Source organism: Alkalibacillus almallahensis (genome assembly GCF_011761495.1).
Classification (GTDB): domain Bacteria; phylum Bacillota; class Bacilli; order Bacillales; family Alkalibacillaceae; genus Alkalibacillus; species Alkalibacillus almallahensis.
On the sequence record NZ_JAASRU010000008.1, the window covers coordinates 1 to 19,181 of the forward strand.

General features: G+C 37.0%; 21 protein-coding genes. 1 reads left to right on the forward strand and 20 read right to left on the reverse strand.

Annotated features, from left to right (window positions below):
* Positions 1-107 precede the first annotated feature (107 nt).
* From nth to FHR85_RS08200, 16 genes are all read right to left on the reverse strand, one after another.
* Positions 108-761, reverse strand: a complete 654-nt coding sequence (nth, locus tag FHR85_RS08125; RefSeq protein WP_167262382.1) for an endonuclease III — start codon at positions 759-761, stop codon at positions 108-110.
* Positions 762-776: 15 nt separating this feature from the next.
* Positions 777-1,433 (reverse strand): DnaD domain-containing protein, encoded by a 657-nt coding sequence (locus FHR85_RS08130; protein ID WP_167262383.1) that lies wholly within the window; start codon positions 1,431-1,433, stop codon positions 777-779.
* A 62-nt stretch (positions 1,434-1,495) separates the two neighbouring features.
* Positions 1,496-2,788 carry an asparagine--tRNA ligase gene (asnS, locus tag FHR85_RS08135; RefSeq protein WP_167262384.1) on the reverse strand — a complete coding sequence of 431 codons (1,293 nt, stop codon included), beginning with the start codon at positions 2,786-2,788 and terminating at the stop codon, positions 1,496-1,498.
* A gap of 12 nt (positions 2,789-2,800) precedes the next feature.
* Positions 2,801-3,982: a pyridoxal phosphate-dependent aminotransferase gene (locus tag FHR85_RS08140; protein ID WP_167262385.1), complete on the reverse strand. Its 1,182-nt coding sequence runs from the start codon at positions 3,980-3,982 to the stop codon at positions 2,801-2,803.
* Between the two features lie 16 nt (positions 3,983-3,998).
* A complete protein-coding gene (locus FHR85_RS08145) occupies positions 3,999-4,517 on the reverse strand; it encodes a cell wall elongation regulator TseB-like domain-containing protein (protein ID WP_167262386.1) in 519 nt (172 codons plus the stop codon).
* Positions 4,518-4,612: 95 nt separating this feature from the next.
* Positions 4,613-5,365, reverse strand: coding sequence for a hypothetical protein (locus FHR85_RS08150; protein WP_167262387.1), 753 nt, complete (start codon positions 5,363-5,365; stop codon positions 4,613-4,615).
* A 61-nt stretch (positions 5,366-5,426) separates the two neighbouring features.
* Positions 5,427-8,060, reverse strand: a complete 2,634-nt coding sequence (locus tag FHR85_RS08155; RefSeq protein WP_167262388.1) for a helicase C-terminal domain-containing protein — start codon at positions 8,058-8,060, stop codon at positions 5,427-5,429.
* 73 nt (positions 8,061-8,133) lie between these two features.
* On the reverse strand, positions 8,134-8,517 hold the full coding sequence (gene panD, locus FHR85_RS08160) for an aspartate 1-decarboxylase (protein ID WP_167262389.1): 384 nt from the start codon (positions 8,515-8,517) through the stop codon (positions 8,134-8,136).
* Positions 8,495-9,391 carry a pantoate--beta-alanine ligase gene (gene panC, locus FHR85_RS08165; protein ID WP_167262390.1) on the reverse strand — a complete coding sequence of 299 codons (897 nt, stop codon included), beginning with the start codon at positions 9,389-9,391 and terminating at the stop codon, positions 8,495-8,497. The genes panD and panC overlap by 23 nt, the downstream gene beginning before the upstream one ends.
* Positions 9,388-10,221, reverse strand: coding sequence for a 3-methyl-2-oxobutanoate hydroxymethyltransferase (panB, locus tag FHR85_RS08170; protein WP_167262391.1), 834 nt, complete (start codon positions 10,219-10,221; stop codon positions 9,388-9,390). The genes panC and panB overlap by 4 nt, the downstream gene beginning before the upstream one ends.
* Positions 10,222-10,242: 21 nt before the next feature.
* Positions 10,243-11,220: a biotin--[acetyl-CoA-carboxylase] ligase gene (locus FHR85_RS08175; protein ID WP_167262392.1), complete on the reverse strand. Its 978-nt coding sequence runs from the start codon at positions 11,218-11,220 to the stop codon at positions 10,243-10,245.
* Positions 11,196-12,401, reverse strand: coding sequence for a CCA tRNA nucleotidyltransferase (locus FHR85_RS08180; RefSeq protein ID WP_167262393.1), 1,206 nt, complete (start codon positions 12,399-12,401; stop codon positions 11,196-11,198). The genes FHR85_RS08175 and FHR85_RS08180 overlap by 25 nt, the downstream gene beginning before the upstream one ends.
* A 6-nt stretch (positions 12,402-12,407) precedes the next feature.
* Positions 12,408-13,538 (reverse strand): N-acetyl-alpha-D-glucosaminyl L-malate synthase BshA, encoded by a 1,131-nt coding sequence (bshA, locus tag FHR85_RS08185; RefSeq protein ID WP_167262394.1) that lies wholly within the window; start codon positions 13,536-13,538, stop codon positions 12,408-12,410.
* On the reverse strand, positions 13,531-13,947 hold the full coding sequence (gene mgsA / locus FHR85_RS08190) for a methylglyoxal synthase (protein WP_167262395.1): 417 nt from the start codon (positions 13,945-13,947) through the stop codon (positions 13,531-13,533). Before mgsA ends, bshA begins: the two co-directional genes overlap by 8 nt.
* Before the next feature lie 13 nt (positions 13,948-13,960).
* A complete protein-coding gene (gene dapB, locus FHR85_RS08195) occupies positions 13,961-14,764 on the reverse strand; it encodes a 4-hydroxy-tetrahydrodipicolinate reductase (RefSeq protein ID WP_167262396.1) in 804 nt (267 codons plus the stop codon).
* 3 nt (positions 14,765-14,767) lie between these two features.
* Complete coding sequence (locus FHR85_RS08200; protein ID WP_167262397.1) at positions 14,768-15,100, reverse strand: nucleotide pyrophosphohydrolase; 333 nt, start codon at positions 15,098-15,100, stop codon at positions 14,768-14,770.
* Between the two features lie 171 nt (positions 15,101-15,271).
* Here FHR85_RS08200 and FHR85_RS08205 point away from each other — a divergent pair, with 171 nt between their 5' ends.
* Complete coding sequence (locus FHR85_RS08205) at positions 15,272-16,138, forward strand: YitT family protein (RefSeq protein ID WP_341770951.1); 867 nt, start codon at positions 15,272-15,274, stop codon at positions 16,136-16,138.
* A gap of 293 nt (positions 16,139-16,431) precedes the next feature.
* Here FHR85_RS08205 and lhaT read toward each other — a convergent pair whose 3' ends face one another.
* The 4 genes from lhaT to FHR85_RS08225 all read right to left on the reverse strand — a co-directional run bounded on the left by lhaT (position 16,432) and on the right by FHR85_RS08225 (position 19,153).
* On the reverse strand, positions 16,432-17,013 hold the full coding sequence (gene lhaT / locus FHR85_RS08210; protein WP_167262399.1) for a lipoprotein heptaprenylglyceryl N-acetyltransferase LhaT: 582 nt from the start codon (positions 17,011-17,013) through the stop codon (positions 16,432-16,434).
* Positions 17,014-17,084: 71 nt separating this feature from the next.
* On the reverse strand, positions 17,085-17,936 hold the full coding sequence (locus FHR85_RS08215) for a c-type cytochrome (protein ID WP_167262400.1): 852 nt from the start codon (positions 17,934-17,936) through the stop codon (positions 17,085-17,087).
* Positions 17,937-17,965: 29 nt separating this feature from the next.
* The gene (qcrB, locus tag FHR85_RS08220; RefSeq protein WP_167262401.1) at positions 17,966-18,640 is read right to left on the reverse strand and encodes a menaquinol-cytochrome c reductase cytochrome b subunit; all 675 of its coding nucleotides are present in this window, start codon (positions 18,638-18,640) and stop codon (positions 17,966-17,968) included.
* Between the two features lie 21 nt (positions 18,641-18,661).
* Positions 18,662-19,153, reverse strand: a complete 492-nt coding sequence (locus FHR85_RS08225; RefSeq protein ID WP_167262402.1) for a Rieske (2Fe-2S) protein — start codon at positions 19,151-19,153, stop codon at positions 18,662-18,664.
* Positions 19,154-19,181 lie beyond the last annotated feature (28 nt).

Consider the following 19,181-nt stretch of genomic DNA (forward strand, 5'->3'; position numbering starts at 1 on the left):
TTTGTTATTATACTTCTATTATATCAAATTAACGCGGTGAATTGTTAAAGTTTATGCAAAAAAATCAGGCTGCCGAGACTTTCTCGACAGCCTGAGGATGTCTAAACTTAGACATCCTGTTTTTTCATTCTTTTTTGACCTTCTCGACAAACGGATAACAGCGGACACTCTGGACAATGAGGTGTTTTAGCCTGGCAATGATAGCGCCCAAAAAAGATCATGCGATGATGGGTCGCACTCCATTCCTCTTCTGGTATTTTTCGCATCAATGTCTTCTCCACTTCTAATACAGAATCTTTCCACCTGCATAGACCTAAGCGTTTAGACACGCGCTCAACATGGGTGTCGACAGCAATGGCTGGCATACCAAATGCAACAGACATTACAACGTTGGCTGTTTTGCGTCCTACCCCTGCTAAGTTAATAAGCGCTTCATAACTATTTGGAACTTCACCATCATGTTTTTCAATTAAATCAGTACATAGTTTTCGGATATTTTTTGCTTTATTTCGATATAAGCCAATTCGTTTAATATCATGTTGTAATTGTTCAAGTGAGACATTAATATAGTCTTCTGGTGTCTTATACTTAGCGAATAAACCGGGCGTTACTTTATTAACTAAAGCATCAGTAGCTTGAGCTGATAGGACAACAGCAATTAGCAACTCTAACTCATTCTCATGATCTAATTCACAATCAGCATCTGGATACATGTCTTGCAATGTATCTAATACATATCGAATGTCTTTTTTGGTTAACACCAGTTCTCTCCTCCCCTACTCTTCTAACCAATTATAGTAAACAGAAGTATCTCTTTTTTCTTTCGGTGCCTGACGATTTTGTTGCGGTGATTCTTGTTTAGCATCTTGTGCTGACTTAATCCCTTTTTTCTTCCATTCATTTAAAATACGGTCAATATAACGAAAGTTTAATTTCCCCATTAAAACAGCTTCTCTCAAAGCGGCTTTAATCAAGGCGGGTTTAAACTGATCATCATCTAACCAATGACTTATCGTATCGATTTCAATTGGTGATAATGTACGGGAAAATTCTTGTTCAAATAATTGAAATAGTTTCCCCTCTTCCTCTCTCGATGAGGGTTCTCCTTGTTCATATAAGTTGGAAAATAAGGGGGATAATGAATACCATTCTTGTTCTTGGCCGTCTTCATCTTTAACATGTTCAATATTTAAAAGAGATTGATTGCGTAGTTTTTTTAGAACATTAGCTACTTCATTCGCATTAATCGTCATACGCTGGGCGATTTGATCAAATGTAGGCAATAGCGTACCAGTTTGTTGAATATGAATGATTTGCATAATGACAATCACGTCAGTTTCGTTTAATGATAATGATTTGTAATCAACTAGCAACTGAGATGGAATGCTAAGTTGATCAGCTAATAATTTCTGATAAGAAAACGGTACTTCCATTTTATCCACTCCCTCCATAATAAGAATAGAAAAGATGACCCACTGAATGAGTCATCTATTTCCTATGGGTATAAACGATTTAATAAACGTGGAAATGGTATTGTTTCACGAATATGTTCTATACCTGTAATCCAAGCTACCGTTCTTTCTAAGCCTAAGCCGAAACCGGAATGTGGAACAGAACCATATTGACGTAATTGTAAATACCACTGATAAGCTGGTCCTTCTAAATCATGCTCTTTATAACGTTGAGCCATTAATTCATAGTCATCAATACGCTCAGAACCACCAATAATCTCACCATATCCTTCTGGTGCAATTAAATCAGCACATAATGCATAATCAGGATCTTCAGGATCTGGTTTCATATAAAAGGCTTTGATGTCTAATGGAAAGTGAGTGATAAAGACAGGTTTATCAAATGATTCAGCAATAGCTGTTTCATGTGGTGCACCGAAATCATCCCCATCATCAATATCATCAAATCCTTGATCTTTTAATAGTTGAATTGCATCTGCATACTTGATGCGTGGAAATGGCGCTGTGATCTTTTCAAGTTGTGATTTGTCACGTTCTAATGTATCTAATTCAACTTGGCAATTCTTTAAGACGGATTGAACGACAAATGCGACGTACTCTTCTTGCATCTGTAAGCTTTCTTCGTGGTCCATAAATGCCATTTCCGGCTCAATCATCCAGAATTCAATTAGATGACGACGTGTTTTAGATTTTTCAGCTCGGAATGTCGGTCCAAATGAAAAGACGCGTCCTAAGGCCATAGCCGCTGCTTCCATATATAATTGACCACTTTGTGAGAGATAAGCGTCTTCATCAAAGTATTTGGTATGGAATAATTCAGTCGTTCCTTCAGCTGATGCCCCTGTTAAAATTGGCGGATCAATTTTAACAAACCCTTCATTATTAAAGAATTCATAAGTTGATCGAATGATTTCATTACGGACTTTCATGATTGCGTGTTGCTTCTTACTACGTAACCATAAATGACGATGATCCATTAAGAATTCTGTACCATGTTCTTTCGGTGTGATTGGGTAATCAACAGCTTCTTGAATAAGTTCAAGACCCGTCACCTGTAATTCATAACCAAGCGGACTGCGACTATCTTCTACAACTGTACCTGTTACATATAGAGATGATTCTTGTGATATTTCTTTTGAAAGCTCAAACTCTTCTTCAGATACTGCTGCCTTTGCAACAACACCCTGGATAAATCCTGAGCCATCACGTAGTTGTAAAAATGAGATCTTGCCACTTGAACGTTTATTATGTAGCCACGCTCCAATTGTGACTGTTTCATTTAAGTGCTTGTGTACATTTGCTATTGTTGTTTTCACGTTTGTTGCCTCCTAACTATACTTCTCAACAAAACGTTTTAATCGTTTCGTTGCTTCTTCTAAATCGTCTAAAGATGTTGCATATGATAACCGTACATTATCTTCAGCCCCGAAACCTGACCCTGGAACAATCGCCAGTTTCTCTTCTTCAAGTAATTGTTTAACCCATTCATCAACAGAATCGAAAGGTGAATCATCTACGATTTGTCGAACATTAGGGAATAGATAGAACGCTCCATCAGGTTTAACACATGTTAACTTAGGGATGTCCAATAACCAATTATACAATGTCTCAAGCCGTTCTTCAAAGGCTTGGTTCATTTGCTTAACCTCTTCTTCATGGTGTGTATAAGCCGCTATCGCTGCATATTGTGCAATTGAAGTCGGGTTCGAAGTAGCATGTGATGCTAAATTAGACATTGCCTGAATAATTTGTTTATTCCCAGCAGCATAGCCTATACGCCAACCAGTCATTGCGTGCGATTTACTTACTCCATTAATGACAACCGTTTGATCTTTCAATTGATCTGACAATTGAGCCATCGATACATGTTCTTTACCACCGTAAATCAGTTTTTCATAAATTTCATCAGATACAATTAAAAGATTGTGCTTTAAAGCAACTTCACCTAGTGCTTTTAATTCATCTTCAGAATAAAGCACACCAGTCGGATTACTAGGTGAGTTAATAATCACAGCTTTAGTATACTCTGTGACAGCCTCTTCTAATTGTTCAGGTGTCATTTTAAATTGATTAGATTCCTTCGTTGCTACAAATACAGGCTGACCCTCCGCCAACTTAATTTGTTCTGGATAACTCACCCAATAAGGACTTGGTACTACCACTTCGTCACCACGATTCAATAACACTTGAAATAATGCATATAAAGCGTGCTTAGCACCAGTAGTAACAATAACTTGGTCTAAGTCATATGATAAGTTTTGATCGCGTTTGAACTTATCACTGATTGCCTGTTTTAGTTCTGGTAAACCACCAGCTGGTGTATAATTCGTTTTTCCCTCATCCATTGCTTGCTTAGCAGCATCTAAAATATATGATGGTGTATTAAAATCAGGTTCACCTGCTCCTAATCCTACGACATCATGACCTTCTGCTTTTAGTGCTTTAGCTTTGGATGTAATGGCCAAAGTACTAGATGGTGTTAATGATTGAACTCGATCGGCTAATTCCATATGTATCGCTCCTATCTTAGTTTTGACTAAAAGATATTGAATCGTACACGTCTCCTTCTTCAAACGTATAAGTTCTGAAGACCATACTGTCATTTTCCTCATAAATAAATTCCCAAATATAACGGCCGTTCATCATGCCAGGCGTGATACTTAACAATTCACAATTAGAGCAAGATTGTTGCCATTTATTGCGGATTTCTTCTTTTGCCATCACATCATTAGCTGAAATCCAAGAAATATCTTCAGGGTCAAGTGAATCTCTTTGTGGTACAAAAACATACAAAGATTCTTCTTCAGATTGTCCTAACACTACCGTATAGGTTTCATCTCCGCGATAAACGTAATCCGTTTCTACTTGCTCGATTGGGGCAGTCTCTAACGCGATGTCTATATAAGTTTGTTGTTGCTCTCCTTGCCCACCTTGAATATCATAATATAAAAAAGATGAAACGACAATAAACACTATTAATACAGTCATTATGATGGATAAAGAGAGCAATACCCATTTCTGTTGGAACCATTCTTTTAATGACACATTCTCAGCTCCTACATACAATTCATCCCATACATGCTTTATATTATAACAAGTTTTCACCTGCATGAGGGAACCATATACAAAAAAATTATATATCATTTTTGTTGTAACTTTTCTAATTTCACCGAAAAATCTCGATCTTCATTTAATACATGGATTGCTAATTCATCTGATAAAAGATACGTATCAACCCAAAGCTCTTGAAGATGTTGATAAATAGATGAATTGGGTTGAATATCATTGTTTTCATTAATAATAGCAACCTCAGGTTCAATTTTATATAACGTCTTCAAATCAACATCTTCTTTTTCCAAATATGAAGGGAAATAAGCCACGTCTGCATGTGTAATGTCGTAATCGTCTGATGACTCATACCAATACATAGAAGTAGCACCATTTGAAATAAACACATTTCCTTGATCATGTTCCAACGTTCGATATTGTATATATAAACGTCGACTTAAAGTGAAAGTTGATTCTTGTTGCAATGTAATGTCGTCTACATTTTCAGTTTCATCTAAACAATTATCATCAAAAGTCGGAACCATATATACATATTGAACTTCATATTTGTTAATTAACTGAGTTAAATTATCACAACTGTTTGCTTCTGCAGAGGTCATCACAATACTCTTGATCGTATCATGATTTGTAAGCTCAATTGATTCATTTAACTCTTCAAATTCTTGAGGAACCCCTGTATTAATTAAAGCCAATGTTTCTTCTGTTTGTAACAACACAGTATCGCCAGCCCCAGTTGAAGTAAACACCCACTCACTTTTTTCACTGTCGGACACACCCGTTGGTAGCATAAGCAACAAAGCCATAATTATCGAAGTCATTTTCATTAATGATCAACACCTAACCGTTATGTAATCTAACGCTTAGGTTGTTACAAAGTGTTAGCGTTTATGTTAGCCATATTTTTGCATCATTAATCACTTGTTCAGGCGTTGCATGAATCGATTCGACATGTGGTAATCCATTTAAAAATGTTTGACCATAACGTTTTGTATAAATTCGTTGATCAAGCACGAGAAACACTCCTCGATCTTGTTCATTTCTAATCATACGTCCAAAAGCTTGACGAAAACGTTGTACCGCAATAGGCAATGCTAGTTGATAAAACGTGTTTGTATTTTGATCGGAAAGGGATTTTTGTTTAGCTTGCATAATCGGACTAGACGGTGTCTCAAACGGAAGTCTAACCATACAAACTGTCTTACAAGATTGATCATTAACATCGAAGCCTTCCCAAAACGAGTGAGTACCAAGTAATATGATATGATCTGTTGTTTCAAACATTTTCTTTAGCTTTTCTCTACTACCAGTGGTAACACCTTGACCAATTACTGTGACATGCTCTAATGTTTTAGATCGTTTGAGTTGCTTATAAACTAATCGCAACATATCAAATGACGTAAATAAAATCAGCATTTTTTGCTGAATAGTATCCATGTATTGAATGATAAAATCAGATACGCCAGATGTATAAGTTGTTAAATCTGTTTTAGTGACATCTGGTAAATGATTAGGAGTTAGCACTCTTACTTGTTCTTGATAGTCAAAGGGTGCACTAAATTCAACACATGCTGTTTGCTCAGATAAACCAGTTTGTACTAAAAACGGTTTAAAATCATGATTAATCTGTAATGTCGAACTTGTTAATACAACTGGCTGTTTATTGAACAACAACGATTGAAGTGTTTCACTCACTGAAACGGGTTCAATGTGAAGTGTTGCAGCATTCTTAGCTCCATATTGATTGGTTTCAACCCACTTTATATGACTTTCAGCACTTTCAAAAAATTGTTTAAGTGTTTGTTTAAACCGTGTGATTTGTTGAATTGCTTCATGTATTAACAGTTGATACCAATCCTTTTGAAGAGCATGTTGATTTGTAAAATCGATAATTTGGCCAAGAATGGCTGATAAATGATGAAACTGTTCTTTAATATCACCTTCAGTTAATAGCATCTCATTCGATTCATCTAAGATCAGCTGAGCTTTTCCAGTATCCGTCAACATGTCATCTTCATGTAAGAAATCAACAGCAAGATAGATTGCTCTAAAGAATGTATCTGCACTCTGTCTAGCTTGTTCGATTAGATCGAAAGGCAAGATTGGTTGTAAATCTTGTAATAAATGAACAATATGAACGTAATTTAATTGTCTTGCTAATTGATGACGTGTCGTATTCTCTAATTGATGAGCTTCATCAATAATAATTGAATCATGTTCAGGAATCTGTTGATTTTGGATCGCATCACGAATTAAAAAAGCATGGTTAACTATAATTAATTCAGCCTGTTCACAATTTCTCAAAGCATCATGGAAATAAGAACCTTCTTTTGATGTGTGAGGGTTTTCACAATTAATATAATGCCATATTTGCTGTCCGTTAGTTGGAAGATTTAATTCATCAACATCGCCTGTTTGAGTTTCGGTTAACCATACAATTAGCATCGACGCAGTTAAAACCGCATCATAATTAGAGTAATCTTCAAAATGATCTAGATAGGTTTGAAAACGTTTAATATGAATATAATGTCTCGGGCTTTTTAACAAAACCGTTTTTAATGGTGATCCGAGTTGTTGATTCATTAAATTGGCTTCATGGACAATTTGTTGTTGTAATTGGATCGTGCTTGTTGAAATCAAGGTTTTGTATCCACTTAGACCATTATAAATACTTGGTAGTAAATAGGAACGCGTTTTTCCTAATCCTGAACCCGCTTCAGCAACCAAATGAGACGCTTCATGAACATGTGAATAGATGGTCTTAGCCATCTCTCTCTGTTGGTCTCTTAACTCATAGGATAAGGTTCTTTCTTTAGCCTCTAACCAGTCATTAAAATTCGAGTTTATTATCTTTTTTTCCTGTTCTTGATTATAAATTGAATAGTCATTAAAAGATTTGGATTTGTAATTGTAGCGTCGTTCTTCCAATAAGTTATCAAACCAAGATTCTATCTGACTATGCAATGATGGAATAAAAGGCTTTAGTTGCTGTAAAGTTTGATAAGGTAATGTTTCTAATTTTTCTCGTATATTTAACCATAATTGTCCAGTCACATAAGCATCTGATAACGCTCGGTGAGGCGAATAATGTTCAATCCCTAAATAATCAACTATTTCCGATAATTTGTAACTTGGAGCTTTCGGAAAACATAACCTTGCCAATTCAACCGTATCAATAGTATGGCAAGTTAATGGCTCCATCCCAACTTGTTCAAATGATTCATTAAGAAAGGCGAAATCGAAAGGAACATGGTGCGCAACAAAATAGCCATTTTGTAACATTTTATGCAGTTTTGGAGCTAGATTTTCAAAAGTTGGTGCATCAACTAGATCCTCATTAGTAATACCAGTTAGATGTGAAATGAAGGATGGTACATTGTCTTTGGGTTTTACTTTAGACTTAAATTCATCAACAATCTCTTTTCCTTCAAAAATAACAATTCCAATTTCGATAATCTCTGCGCCTTTACTTACAGCATGGCCTGTTGTTTCTAAATCAACAATGATATAACGTTCTACCACATTCGCTCACCTTTCTTTGCCGCTTCAGATCGTTCAAGACCAAAAAGAACCCCCCTTTTGTTCAATAAGGGAGTTACAATAGTGTCATTGGCGATTCTTTCGTTACAGTTTCCTGAACGGCGTTATTTTCATCCATAAATGCTATTTTAGGATGATGATGGGATAATTCATTTTCTGATAGGGTCACATAAGACATAATAATCACGATATCACCTTGTTGAACGCGTCTAGCCGCCGCCCCATTTAAACAAATGACACCACTATTAGCTTCTCCTGCAATTACATATGTTTCAAAACGTTCACCATTATTATTGTTAACGATATGTACTTGTTCGTGTGGTAGAATATTGACTTCTTCTAAAATTTTCTTATCAATTGTAATACTTCCCACATAATTTAAATTTGCCTCTGTAACTGTTGCACAATGAATCTTACTATTTAGCATTCTCCGTTGCATTCATTTCGCCTCCATATTTAAACTTTCCATTAGGCTTCAAGATAACATTATCGATCAATCTTGCATTTTGATACTGAACCGCAACCGCTATAATTATATCATGTTCTGCTTGAATGTCACTTGATAATCCAGGATAAGTCAAACAGTCAATGTAATCAATTGTACCTTGAATCGCTTGAAGATCATCATTTACCAAACGCAGAACATCGTCTCGCTTCCAATCTTGATTATTCTTGATTAAAGATTGTCCAGCTTGTAATGCTTGATAAATAATTGGCGCCTCTAACCGTTCATTCTCAGTTAATCGAACATTTCGACTACTTAAAGCTAGTCCATCAGATTCTCTTGTCGTTGGAACTGGAACTAGTTCTGTAGAGAAGTTAAAATCTTCGATCAGTCCATCAACCACAGCAACTTGCTGAGCATCCTTTAGTCCAAAATAAACACGATGAGGTGAAATGATATTAAATAATTTCGTTAGGACGACCAATACCCCCTCAAAATGACCAGGTCTTGTCGCACCGCAGAGTACATCGCCACGTTTCGCTAAAGTGAGTTGAGTGGATAACTCTTTAGGATACATTTCCTCAACATTCGGATAAAATATATAATCAACTGCTTCAGCTTTTAGTAAACTTTCATCACGTTCAAAATCTCTAGGATAATGATTTAAATCCGCAGATTGGTTGAACTGTAATGGATTCACAAAGACACTAACGACAACAATATCATTTTGTTCTCTAGCTTCTTGAACCAATGCTAAATGGCCATCGTGTAAATATCCCATAGTTGGTACAAAACCAATCGTCTGACCGTGATCATAACAATCAGTTGCTACGTCTCGCATAGCTTGGATCGTCTTGATTGTTTTCATTTGCCCCCATACACCCCTTTTAATACCTCATCTTTTATTTGGAAGGTGTGTTGTTCAGTTGGAAAGAACTTATTTTTAACATCTTCAACATAATGACTAATAGCAGTCGTTCCATCTTTATTAAAATTAGCGTAGCTTTGAACGAATTTGGGTAATCGTGATACACCGTATTCTAGTAAGTCATGATAAACAAGCACTTGCCCGTCACACTCAACGCCTGCACCTATTCCTATTGTTGGTATAGACAATTCTTCTGTTAGTTTTGCAGCCAGTCTAGCGGGTACACATTCTAAGACTACAGCAATAGCCCCTGCTTCTTCTAATGCTTTAGCATCTTCAACAAGTTGTTTGGCTTCCGCCTCAGTACGTCCTTGCACTCGGTAACCACCCAAGACGTTGACATTTTGGGGTGTTAAACCAACATGGCCAACAATAGGAATTCCAGCCTTCGTGATTCGTTCAACTGTTGGTGCCACATCCGCTCCACCTTCAATTTTTAACGCATCAGGCTCAATTGATTGAAATAATTCTTTAGCGTTCATGATTGCATCCCGTTCTGACACATTAAACGACATAAAAGGCATGTCGACCACTGTATAGGTATCAGGAGCTCCTCTTTTTACAGCTTTCCCATGATGAATCATATCCTCAATGGTCACTTTAATTGTAGAAGAATAACCTAATACAACCATACCTAAGGAATCGCCGACTAAAATAATATCTGAATGAGCTGATTCACACATTTGAGCTGAAGGGTAATCATATGCTGTTACCATTGCAATTGGTTCCTGGTTATCGACTTTATCTACTAACATGCGTTTGATCGTCATCAAATCGCCTCCTAATAAGGTTTATGAGCGCCACAGAATTTCTGCTGAATACAATATATGATGTTCACCTAATACGTCTTCAACAATTAAAGCTCCATCATCATTCAAGCTAATTAGCTTCCCAGACCATTCAGTATTCGTTCGAATGATTAACCATTCACCAATTCTATACCCTAGTTGTTCCCAGTCTTCCTTAATCGATTGAAAACCATGAGCTAGGAAGTGATCATATTCTCTTTCAAAACTTGAGGCCAGTTCTCTGAAGAGAGTATTTAAATCAACAGTTTCATTTAAAAATTGCTTAAGTGAAGTCGCTGTAGGTTGAACTGATGGATGAAAGTCTTCGCTTGTATGATTAACATTAATCCCTGTTCCTAAGATAATATAATCAATTTCATCTTGTTCGGCTTGCATTTCTGTTAAGATTCCGGCTAACTTTTGGTTACCAATATATAAATCATTCGGCCATTTAATCTCAACAGGTATGGACCATTTCTTGAGCGCTTTAGCATAAGCTACAGCTGCAACTAATGTTAATTGAGTCGCGGCTTTAGGTGTCAATTCCGTAGGGCGCAAGACAACACTAAACCATAAACCTAGACCAGCAGGTGAATCCCAATATCGTTTCAAGCGACCTTTACCAGCTGTTTGTTCACCAGCAATCACTACTGTCCCATGCTCACATCCTTCTCGAGCAAGATCATGAGCATGATATTGTGTTGATGTTACGGATGGTAAGTAATTAATCTCATTGCCATACCAAGTCGTATCTAGGCCCCATCTTAACGATGCTTCAGACATTTCATTGGGAACACTGACAATTCTGTACCCTCGATTGGTAACAGCTTCAATTTGATAGCCAGCTTTCTTCAGCTCGTTCATATGCTTCCAAATAGCTGAGCGTGATATATCAAGCTGTCTAGACAGCTCTTGACCTGATATATAATCACCTGTTTGATTATAAAGTAGTTCAATTAGTCTTTTTCTTGTTCCTTCCATTGTTTCACCTGTCTCTCAATTGCCTCGTATTGATTTGATAGTTCTCCACTCAAAATCATTCCTTCAATTAATTGTAAATAATCACCAATCCACGGACCCTTTCGTTTATCTGGTCGTAAATTCAATAATTGATTGCCCTCTATAGCTATATCTTTTCTTGAATGAATGGGCAATTGACTGTACATAGATTCAAAATCCTCTAATGCCCCTTCATAAAAGTCGAATTGTTGAAGTAACTGTATGAATTGCGGAAATCGACTCCGTCCTAATTGATATAATAACTGATTCGTCAGGCCGTTTGTTTGGTAGCTCTTAAAGGCTTCAATAAGCTCATTTGCTTCGCGCTTCTGCTGATTGGAACAACGGTAAGCTTTCACCCAATCTGATAACGTCCAAGAATCTGATAGTAAAGATGACAAAGCTAATACAACTTCATGATGTTCAATTGAAGATTCGACATGATCACTTAAACGCTGAATAACGTTATGATCTTCTTTTAATAATGGTAACGATTCAACCATATTCGTCTCGAGCAAAATCTCTAAACCTTGTTTTACATTTTTGCCAGCAAATAATTTAAACCATTCTACTTGAATGCGTTCAGCTGCAATATTTTGAAGTAAATGGTGCTGCGATTTAATAGCTTGTTTGACTGCTTCAGTCACCGTAAAATTTAATTGACTACAAAATCGAACCGCCCGCATCATCCGAAGTGCATCTTCACTAAAACGCTCCTCTGCATGACCCACTGTGTTGATCAATTGATTATGTAAGTCAACTTGTCCATGGTAAGGATCAATGAGTTGTTCTGATGGATGCATAGCGATCGCATTAATTGTAAAATCTCGACGTGCTAAATCTTCAACTAAACTCCGAACAAATGTCACGGCTTCAGGTCTACGAAAATCCGAGTAGTCACTTTCAACTCGATAAGTTGTCACTTCATATCCATCATTTCCATGCAATACTAAAACTGTTCCATGTTCAACCCCTACAGGCACCGTTTTTTCGAATAAGGACATGGTTTCAGTTGGTGTCGCATTCGTGGCAATATCAATATCACCAATCGGTTCACCTAATAAATAGTCGCGTACAGCTCCACCGACAAAATAAGCCTCATAACCGTGCTTTTCAAATGTATCAATAATGGGCTTGGCATTAATAAACGCTTGAGTAATCATATCATGTCATTCCTTATTTAAAACGTGATCATAAAGTTCTTCATACTGTTTAACGATATGTTTTGTTTGAAAATGGTTTTCTACTGTTTGTTGGGCATGTATAGATTGCGCTTCCCATAAAGCGTCATTTTGTAGTAGTGCTATGGCATTGGTCGCCACGCATTCTAGGTCACCTAATTGACAGAGATAGCCATTCTTGCCGTCTTCTATGACTTCAGGAATACCACCAATATCCGTTCCAATACAAGGAACACCTTGACTCATAGCTTCAAGCAGCACTAAACCAAAACTTTCTTTTTCGGATAACAGTATTTTCAAATCACTAACTTTAATTAAATCTTGGATATTATCTTGTCGACCGAGAAAAATAACATCTTGATCTAAGTTATAATCAACGACCTTTTGACGAACTCGACTATATTCAGGACCATCACCAACTAATAATAGCTTAGATGGCACTTGTTCTCTTATATGATAATAGGCTTCAATGACTTGTTCTACTCGCTTGACTTTTCGAAAGTTAGAAATATGAATGATGACTTTTTCATGTTCTGGAATATTTAATTCTTCTTTAAGATTGTCATTTGTTTGAGACAAGCGATCTCCTAGGTCTATAAAATTATGAATAACTTGTATATTGGCTTTCGTTTGAAAAGCTTCTTCTGTCTGTTGCTTCAAACTATTAGAAACAGCTGTTACTGCATCAGACTGTTCAATTGCAAAACGAATCATATTCTGCAAGCTATCATCAATTCCTAATACCGTAATATCTGTTCCATGTAATGTGGTCACAATCTTCACGTCACGCGTCATCATCTGTTTAGCAAATAGTGCACAGATCGCATGAGGTACAGCATAATGAGCATGAATGATATCTAATTCTTCACGATCAGCTACTTCAGCTATTTTGTTGGCTAATGATAGATCATAAGGTGGATGCTTAAACACTGGATAATTAGCTACTTCTACTTCATGAAAATAGATATTTGGATATAACCGTTTCAAGCGAAATGGCATCGTCGTCGATATAAAATGAACTTCATAACCTTGTTCAGCCAAATAAATTCCCAATTCTGTAGCGACAACACCAGAACCACCAATCGTTGGGTAACAGACAATACCGATACGCCTAGTCATGGTATTCCCCTACCGAATCTTGAAGCGTACGCCAGTCTAACCATCCATTTGATAAGCCTCTAACAATAATTTCTGCTGTTGCTGCGTTTGTTGCAACTGGGATTTGATACACATCGCACAAACGTAATAAAGCTGTTACATCGGGTTCATGTGGTTGAGCTGTTAAAGGATCGCGGAAGAAGATAATTAAATCTAAATCGTTGGTTGCAATCTTTGCCCCAATTTGCTGATCGCCACCTAATGGACCTGATTGCAAACGATAAACATCTAGACCCACTTCATCAATGATTCGTTGCCCTGTTGTTCCTGTAGCAAACAAAGAATGCTCTTTAAAAATAGGTTCATATGCCGTAACAAAGTTTAATAAGTTTTGTTTTTTCTTATCATGCGCTATTAGAGCGATATTCAATCTTCCTCACCCTCTATTCCATTAAATTTTCTAAACCATAAACATACTCATCTTGCTCAATGACTTGTTCAACTGCAAAATGGACGCCACTCATAAATGAATAACGGTCAGTAGAAGAGTGTGTGACTTTAAGAGTCTGTCCAGCTTGACCAAATGTAACTTCTTGTTCAGCCACATATCCTGGTAAGCGAACACTGTGAATCTTAAATCCATCATAATCAGCACCACGTGCACCTGACATCGTTTCTTTTTCGTCTGGGTGACCTTGTGTTTGTGATTCTCGTGCTTCTTCAATCATTTGAGCCGTTTTAACGGCTGTACCAGATGGGGCGTCTAATTTTTGATCATGGTGTTTTTCAATGATTTCAACATTAGGAAAATATTTTGCAGCCATTTGTGAAAATCGCATCATTAATACAGCGCCCATTGCGAAATTAGGTGCAATCACAACACCTGTTTGGTAATCTTGGCTTAACTGTTTAATTTCATTTAATTGTTCGGTTGTAAAACCTGATGTACCTACCACAGGACGCACACGATGTAATAAAGCTAACCGTGTATGTTCATATCCTACTTCTGGATTGGTTAAGTCAATTAATACATCAGCATTCACCTCATCAAACGCTTGATTAGCATCTGTATAAATCGGAGCATCTAAATTAGGCAGTCCGTCAATATCGTTAATATTCATGCCGTCATGTTTTCGGTCAAGACAGGCAACTAATTGAAAATGATCTGTTCTTTCTACTAATTTCAATGCTTCACTTCCCATTTTTCCGCGTGGTCCAGCTAACATAAGATTGATTGTATTAGTCATGATTTATTCTCCTTTTTTTGTCCAACGATTTTGGTCACGTGTTTCGATTTTTGACATACTTTGTTCAAATGCGTCATTTATATCAATGTCTAGCGAATTAGCAAACGTCATGATGACAAATAGAAGGTCTCCCAACTCTTCCTCTAATGCTTTTTCAGCCTCAGAAGATTTTTTTGGTTTTTCTCCATAAACATGATTGACTTCTCGTGATAATTCACCGAGTTCCTCTGTCAGTCTTGCCATCATGGTAAGTGGCGAAAAATACCCTTCTTCAAATTGGCTAATAAACTTATGTACTCTAGCTTGCATCTCTTGTGTTGTATTTGAATGACTCATTTTTAGCACACACCTTCTTTATAATCTAACATAATGTTAGCTAACAATTCATGTTTTGACAAATGATTTATACCAATTTTCAGACTGAGTACCGTTTATAGAATTGTTTATTTGTAGAAAATTAACTATAATGAATGCGTGTCAAATTTTAAAGGCATAGAGGGGGTTATAATTGTGCAAGGAGTTAAATTGAAAAATATACTGTTTATCTTAGTTGGTTCGGCGATATTCTCCTTTGGGATCGTTAATTTTAATATGCAGAACAATTTAACTGAGGGTGGATTCACTGGGATCACATTATTATTATATTTTCTATTCTCATGGGACCCAGGAGTCATGAATATTGTATTAAATATCCCCGTATTTCTAATCGGTTTAAGATTGTTAGGACGTCAAACCTTTATTTATACAGTGATTGGAACTTTCGCTGTGTCTATATATTTATGGATCTTTCAAGCTTATCCTGCATTTGCATTACAAGAAGATATGACTTTGGCTGCGTTATTTGCGGGTACCTTTATCGGAGTCGGTTTAGGCATCATCTTTCGTTTCGGTGGAACTACTGGTGGAGTCGATATTATTGCTCGATTGGTTAATCGATACATAGGTTGGAGTATGGGACGAACGATGTTTTTATTTGATGCAATTGTTATTATCTCTTCTGTTATTTTTTATTTAGATGAAGTTGAGGGTATGTACACATTAGTAGCAGTATTTGTAGGAGCTAGAATTATCGACTTTATTCAAGAAGGAGCCTATGCTGCACGAGGTGCTACTATTATTACTAATCACAGTGACCAACTTGCACAAGAAATCACAACTAAAATGGACCGCGGTGTCACCTTACTACATGCAACAGGTTACTATTCTAATGAGCAGAGGCTCGTATTGTATTGTGTTGTAGGAAGAAATGAAATCGTTAAATTAAAATCCATTGCCCAAGAAGTTGACCCTCACGCCTTTGTTTCCATTTCCTCAGTTCATGATGTGCATGGCGAAGGGTTTACATTAGATGAAAATAAAAAACCAATTGATTAAAAAAATCCTCCGAACGTTTAAAACCATTAATCGTTCGGAGGATTTTTATATTCTGTCTTTTGCGTGTTGGTAGTTCCATATAGATTGAGTTGATTTTTATTTTGATTTGACTGGTATAACCTTGCACCAACATATAATAAAGTCAATAATACAATGCATGTAATAACCACAATCATCTGAATTAATTCTTGCGTCGATACCATCAATGAGCTAAATGTAGAATACCAGTTATACATCATCCATTCATAAATGACCATAATCTGACGTTCCCCTTTTAATCAGTTAATTTATATTTATGTCAGATTAGGGGTCTGTGTTCGTTTGATACAAAGTAAATATACAAGTGTAATCGATAATATACTTAACCAAAAGGTGAAGTATCCAATATGTTGCTCATATTCAGTCAGTGTAGAATACATCGGCATTTGACCATAAACATAATCAATGATGTCATTATGTAACGTCCATATAGCAGCAACCATTAAGTGACGCCACTCTATCTTGTAAAAAGGTGCAAATAATAGCGCTTGAATAGCCATAGCGCCGTGTGAAACGATGAGCATCAGAGACATGATCCCAACTTCTTGACCATTAAAATAGGTTAGAATATTCATGATCACGGCCCATACACCATACTTAAATAACGTGACCATCGCTAAAGCTTCTATATAGCTAAAGTGACGACCAATTAAAAATCCAGCTAAAACAATAACGAAAAATAATGAAGCTGTCGGACTATCAGGAACAAAAGGGATAAAGACCGTTGATGTAATCTCTAATTGTGGTTCATACCAAATATAACCATAAATTGTTCCGAAAAAGTTAACGATCAATAAAAATAATAGCAATCTTCGGTCTAAGAGCAAATATTTCATAAAGTGACTCCTATCTAAGTAAACTATGAAAAATAAAGAGCTGACTTTATGTTAAGTCAGCTCTTGTAACATTACGATTCTGAATCACTATTTTCGCCTTCACTACTTCCTTCGCCGCTACCTTCTCCATTGCCTTCACCTTCTCCACCTGATGATGGTCGGTTATCAACAATGAAATTCGCAAGCTTTTCAAGTTCTTCATCAGAACCTTCAAATTGATTAGCCGGCATATCTCCTATACCATTACGGGCTATATCTTTAACAGCATCGACGTTCATTTGTGATTCTAGTAAGGATGGTCCCATTCCTGCATTACCACCCATATTTTCACCGTGACAACTCATACAATTATTAGAGTATGCTTCATAACCAGGATGTTCTGTATCGACTTCATGCTCAGTAGCATTGGCAATTGAATATTGCTCACGCTGCTCCCAGTCAACAGCTGTTACTGATACGTATGTGAGCCAAACAGTTGCAATAACACCCATTAACATCATGCCATTAGCGATTGGTCGCTGAGACGGGCGTCGGCCAGGACCACGGTCTAAAAATGGCGCTAATAATAGGGCACCAAATGCTAGGCCTGGAATACCAACTGTACCAATTACAACATAATTAGCTGATGCAAATTCAAACTTTAATAATTCATATAAGAATAAGAAATACCAGTCAGGAAGTGGAATATAAGCTGAATTGTTTGGGTCAGCTTGTTGTTCCAAAGGTGATGGTGCAACAGCCACTAGACATAGAAAGCCGATTAAGAAAACCGCACCAACAAGCCATTCTTTTAACAAGAAGTTCGGCCAGAACGCTTCCGTACGACCAGGATATTCAGAATAATCTTTAGGGATCGTATTACGTTGACTTTTGTCTTGGACACGTGAGTCCCCGACAAACTTCATTCCTTTACCTTTATGCACAGTTTTCCCTCCTTTTCAGACGTTTTAGCTTATAATGGACCTGAAATACCTTGACGACGGATCATAATGAAGTGAGCTGCCATCAAGCCAAATAATGCTGCTGGTAAAAAGAATACGTGAATCGCAAAGAATCTTGTTAAGGTTTGAGCCCCAACAATTTCTGGATCACCAGCTAAAAGCGTTTTAATATCTGTACCAATTACTGGTACACTTTCAGCAATTTCAAGACCAACTTGCGTTGCGAAGAATGCTTTATTATCCCATGGTAATAAGTAACCAGTAAAACCTAGCCCAAACATAACAAAGAATAATAGAACACCTACAACCCAATTCAATTCACGTGGCTTTTTATAAGCACCTTGGAAGAAAACACGCAAGGTATGTAAGAAAATCATGACGATTACTACACTCGCGCCCCAGTGGTGCATACCTCTAACAATTTGTCCATGTGCAACTTGTGATTGAAGATACTCAACCGAAGCGAAAGCATTTTCAATATCTGGCACATAATACATCGTTAAGAACATTCCTGACAGCACCTGGATAACCGTAACGAAAAAGGTTAGTCCACCAAAACAATATACGAATGCTGAAAAGTGGTGAGCCGGGTTAACATGCTCAGGAACTTCATGGTCTGCGATATCGCGCCAAATCGGCGTAATATCGAGTCGTTCGTCAACCCAATCATATAATTTTTGAAGCATCTATTACGCCCCTCCTCTCGGTTAAGCCTTACCTAAGTAAAGCTTACCTTCTTCTACGCGATATTCATAAGCTGGTAGTGGTGCAGTCGGCGGAGTATCCGCAATATTAACACCCATTCGATCATAACGACCATTGTGACAAGGACAGAAGAATTCATTATCATAATCTCCGCCTTCCCAATCAACTGTACAACCCAAGTGTGTACAAACAGGTGATAACGCTAATATCTCATCGTTTTCAGTGCGATAAACCCATGCAGTTTGCTCACTCTCAGATTCATACCAACCATCTTCTTGTGGTACTGTAAAAGATTTACGTTGTGGTTGTTGTGTTATTTCACTAACATCCATAACATACTGAAAGTCACTTGAACCTTCTGCTTGCAAAAGTGGGTCTACAGCCATACCAACCATTGGTGAAACCATTGCAGCTCCCATAAAACCACCAACACCAGTTAGCGTGTAGTTTAAGAACTGTCTTCTGGAAACTTGGTTATTTTTCTTTTCGCTCATGTCTTTCCCCCCTATCCAATCTATTCAA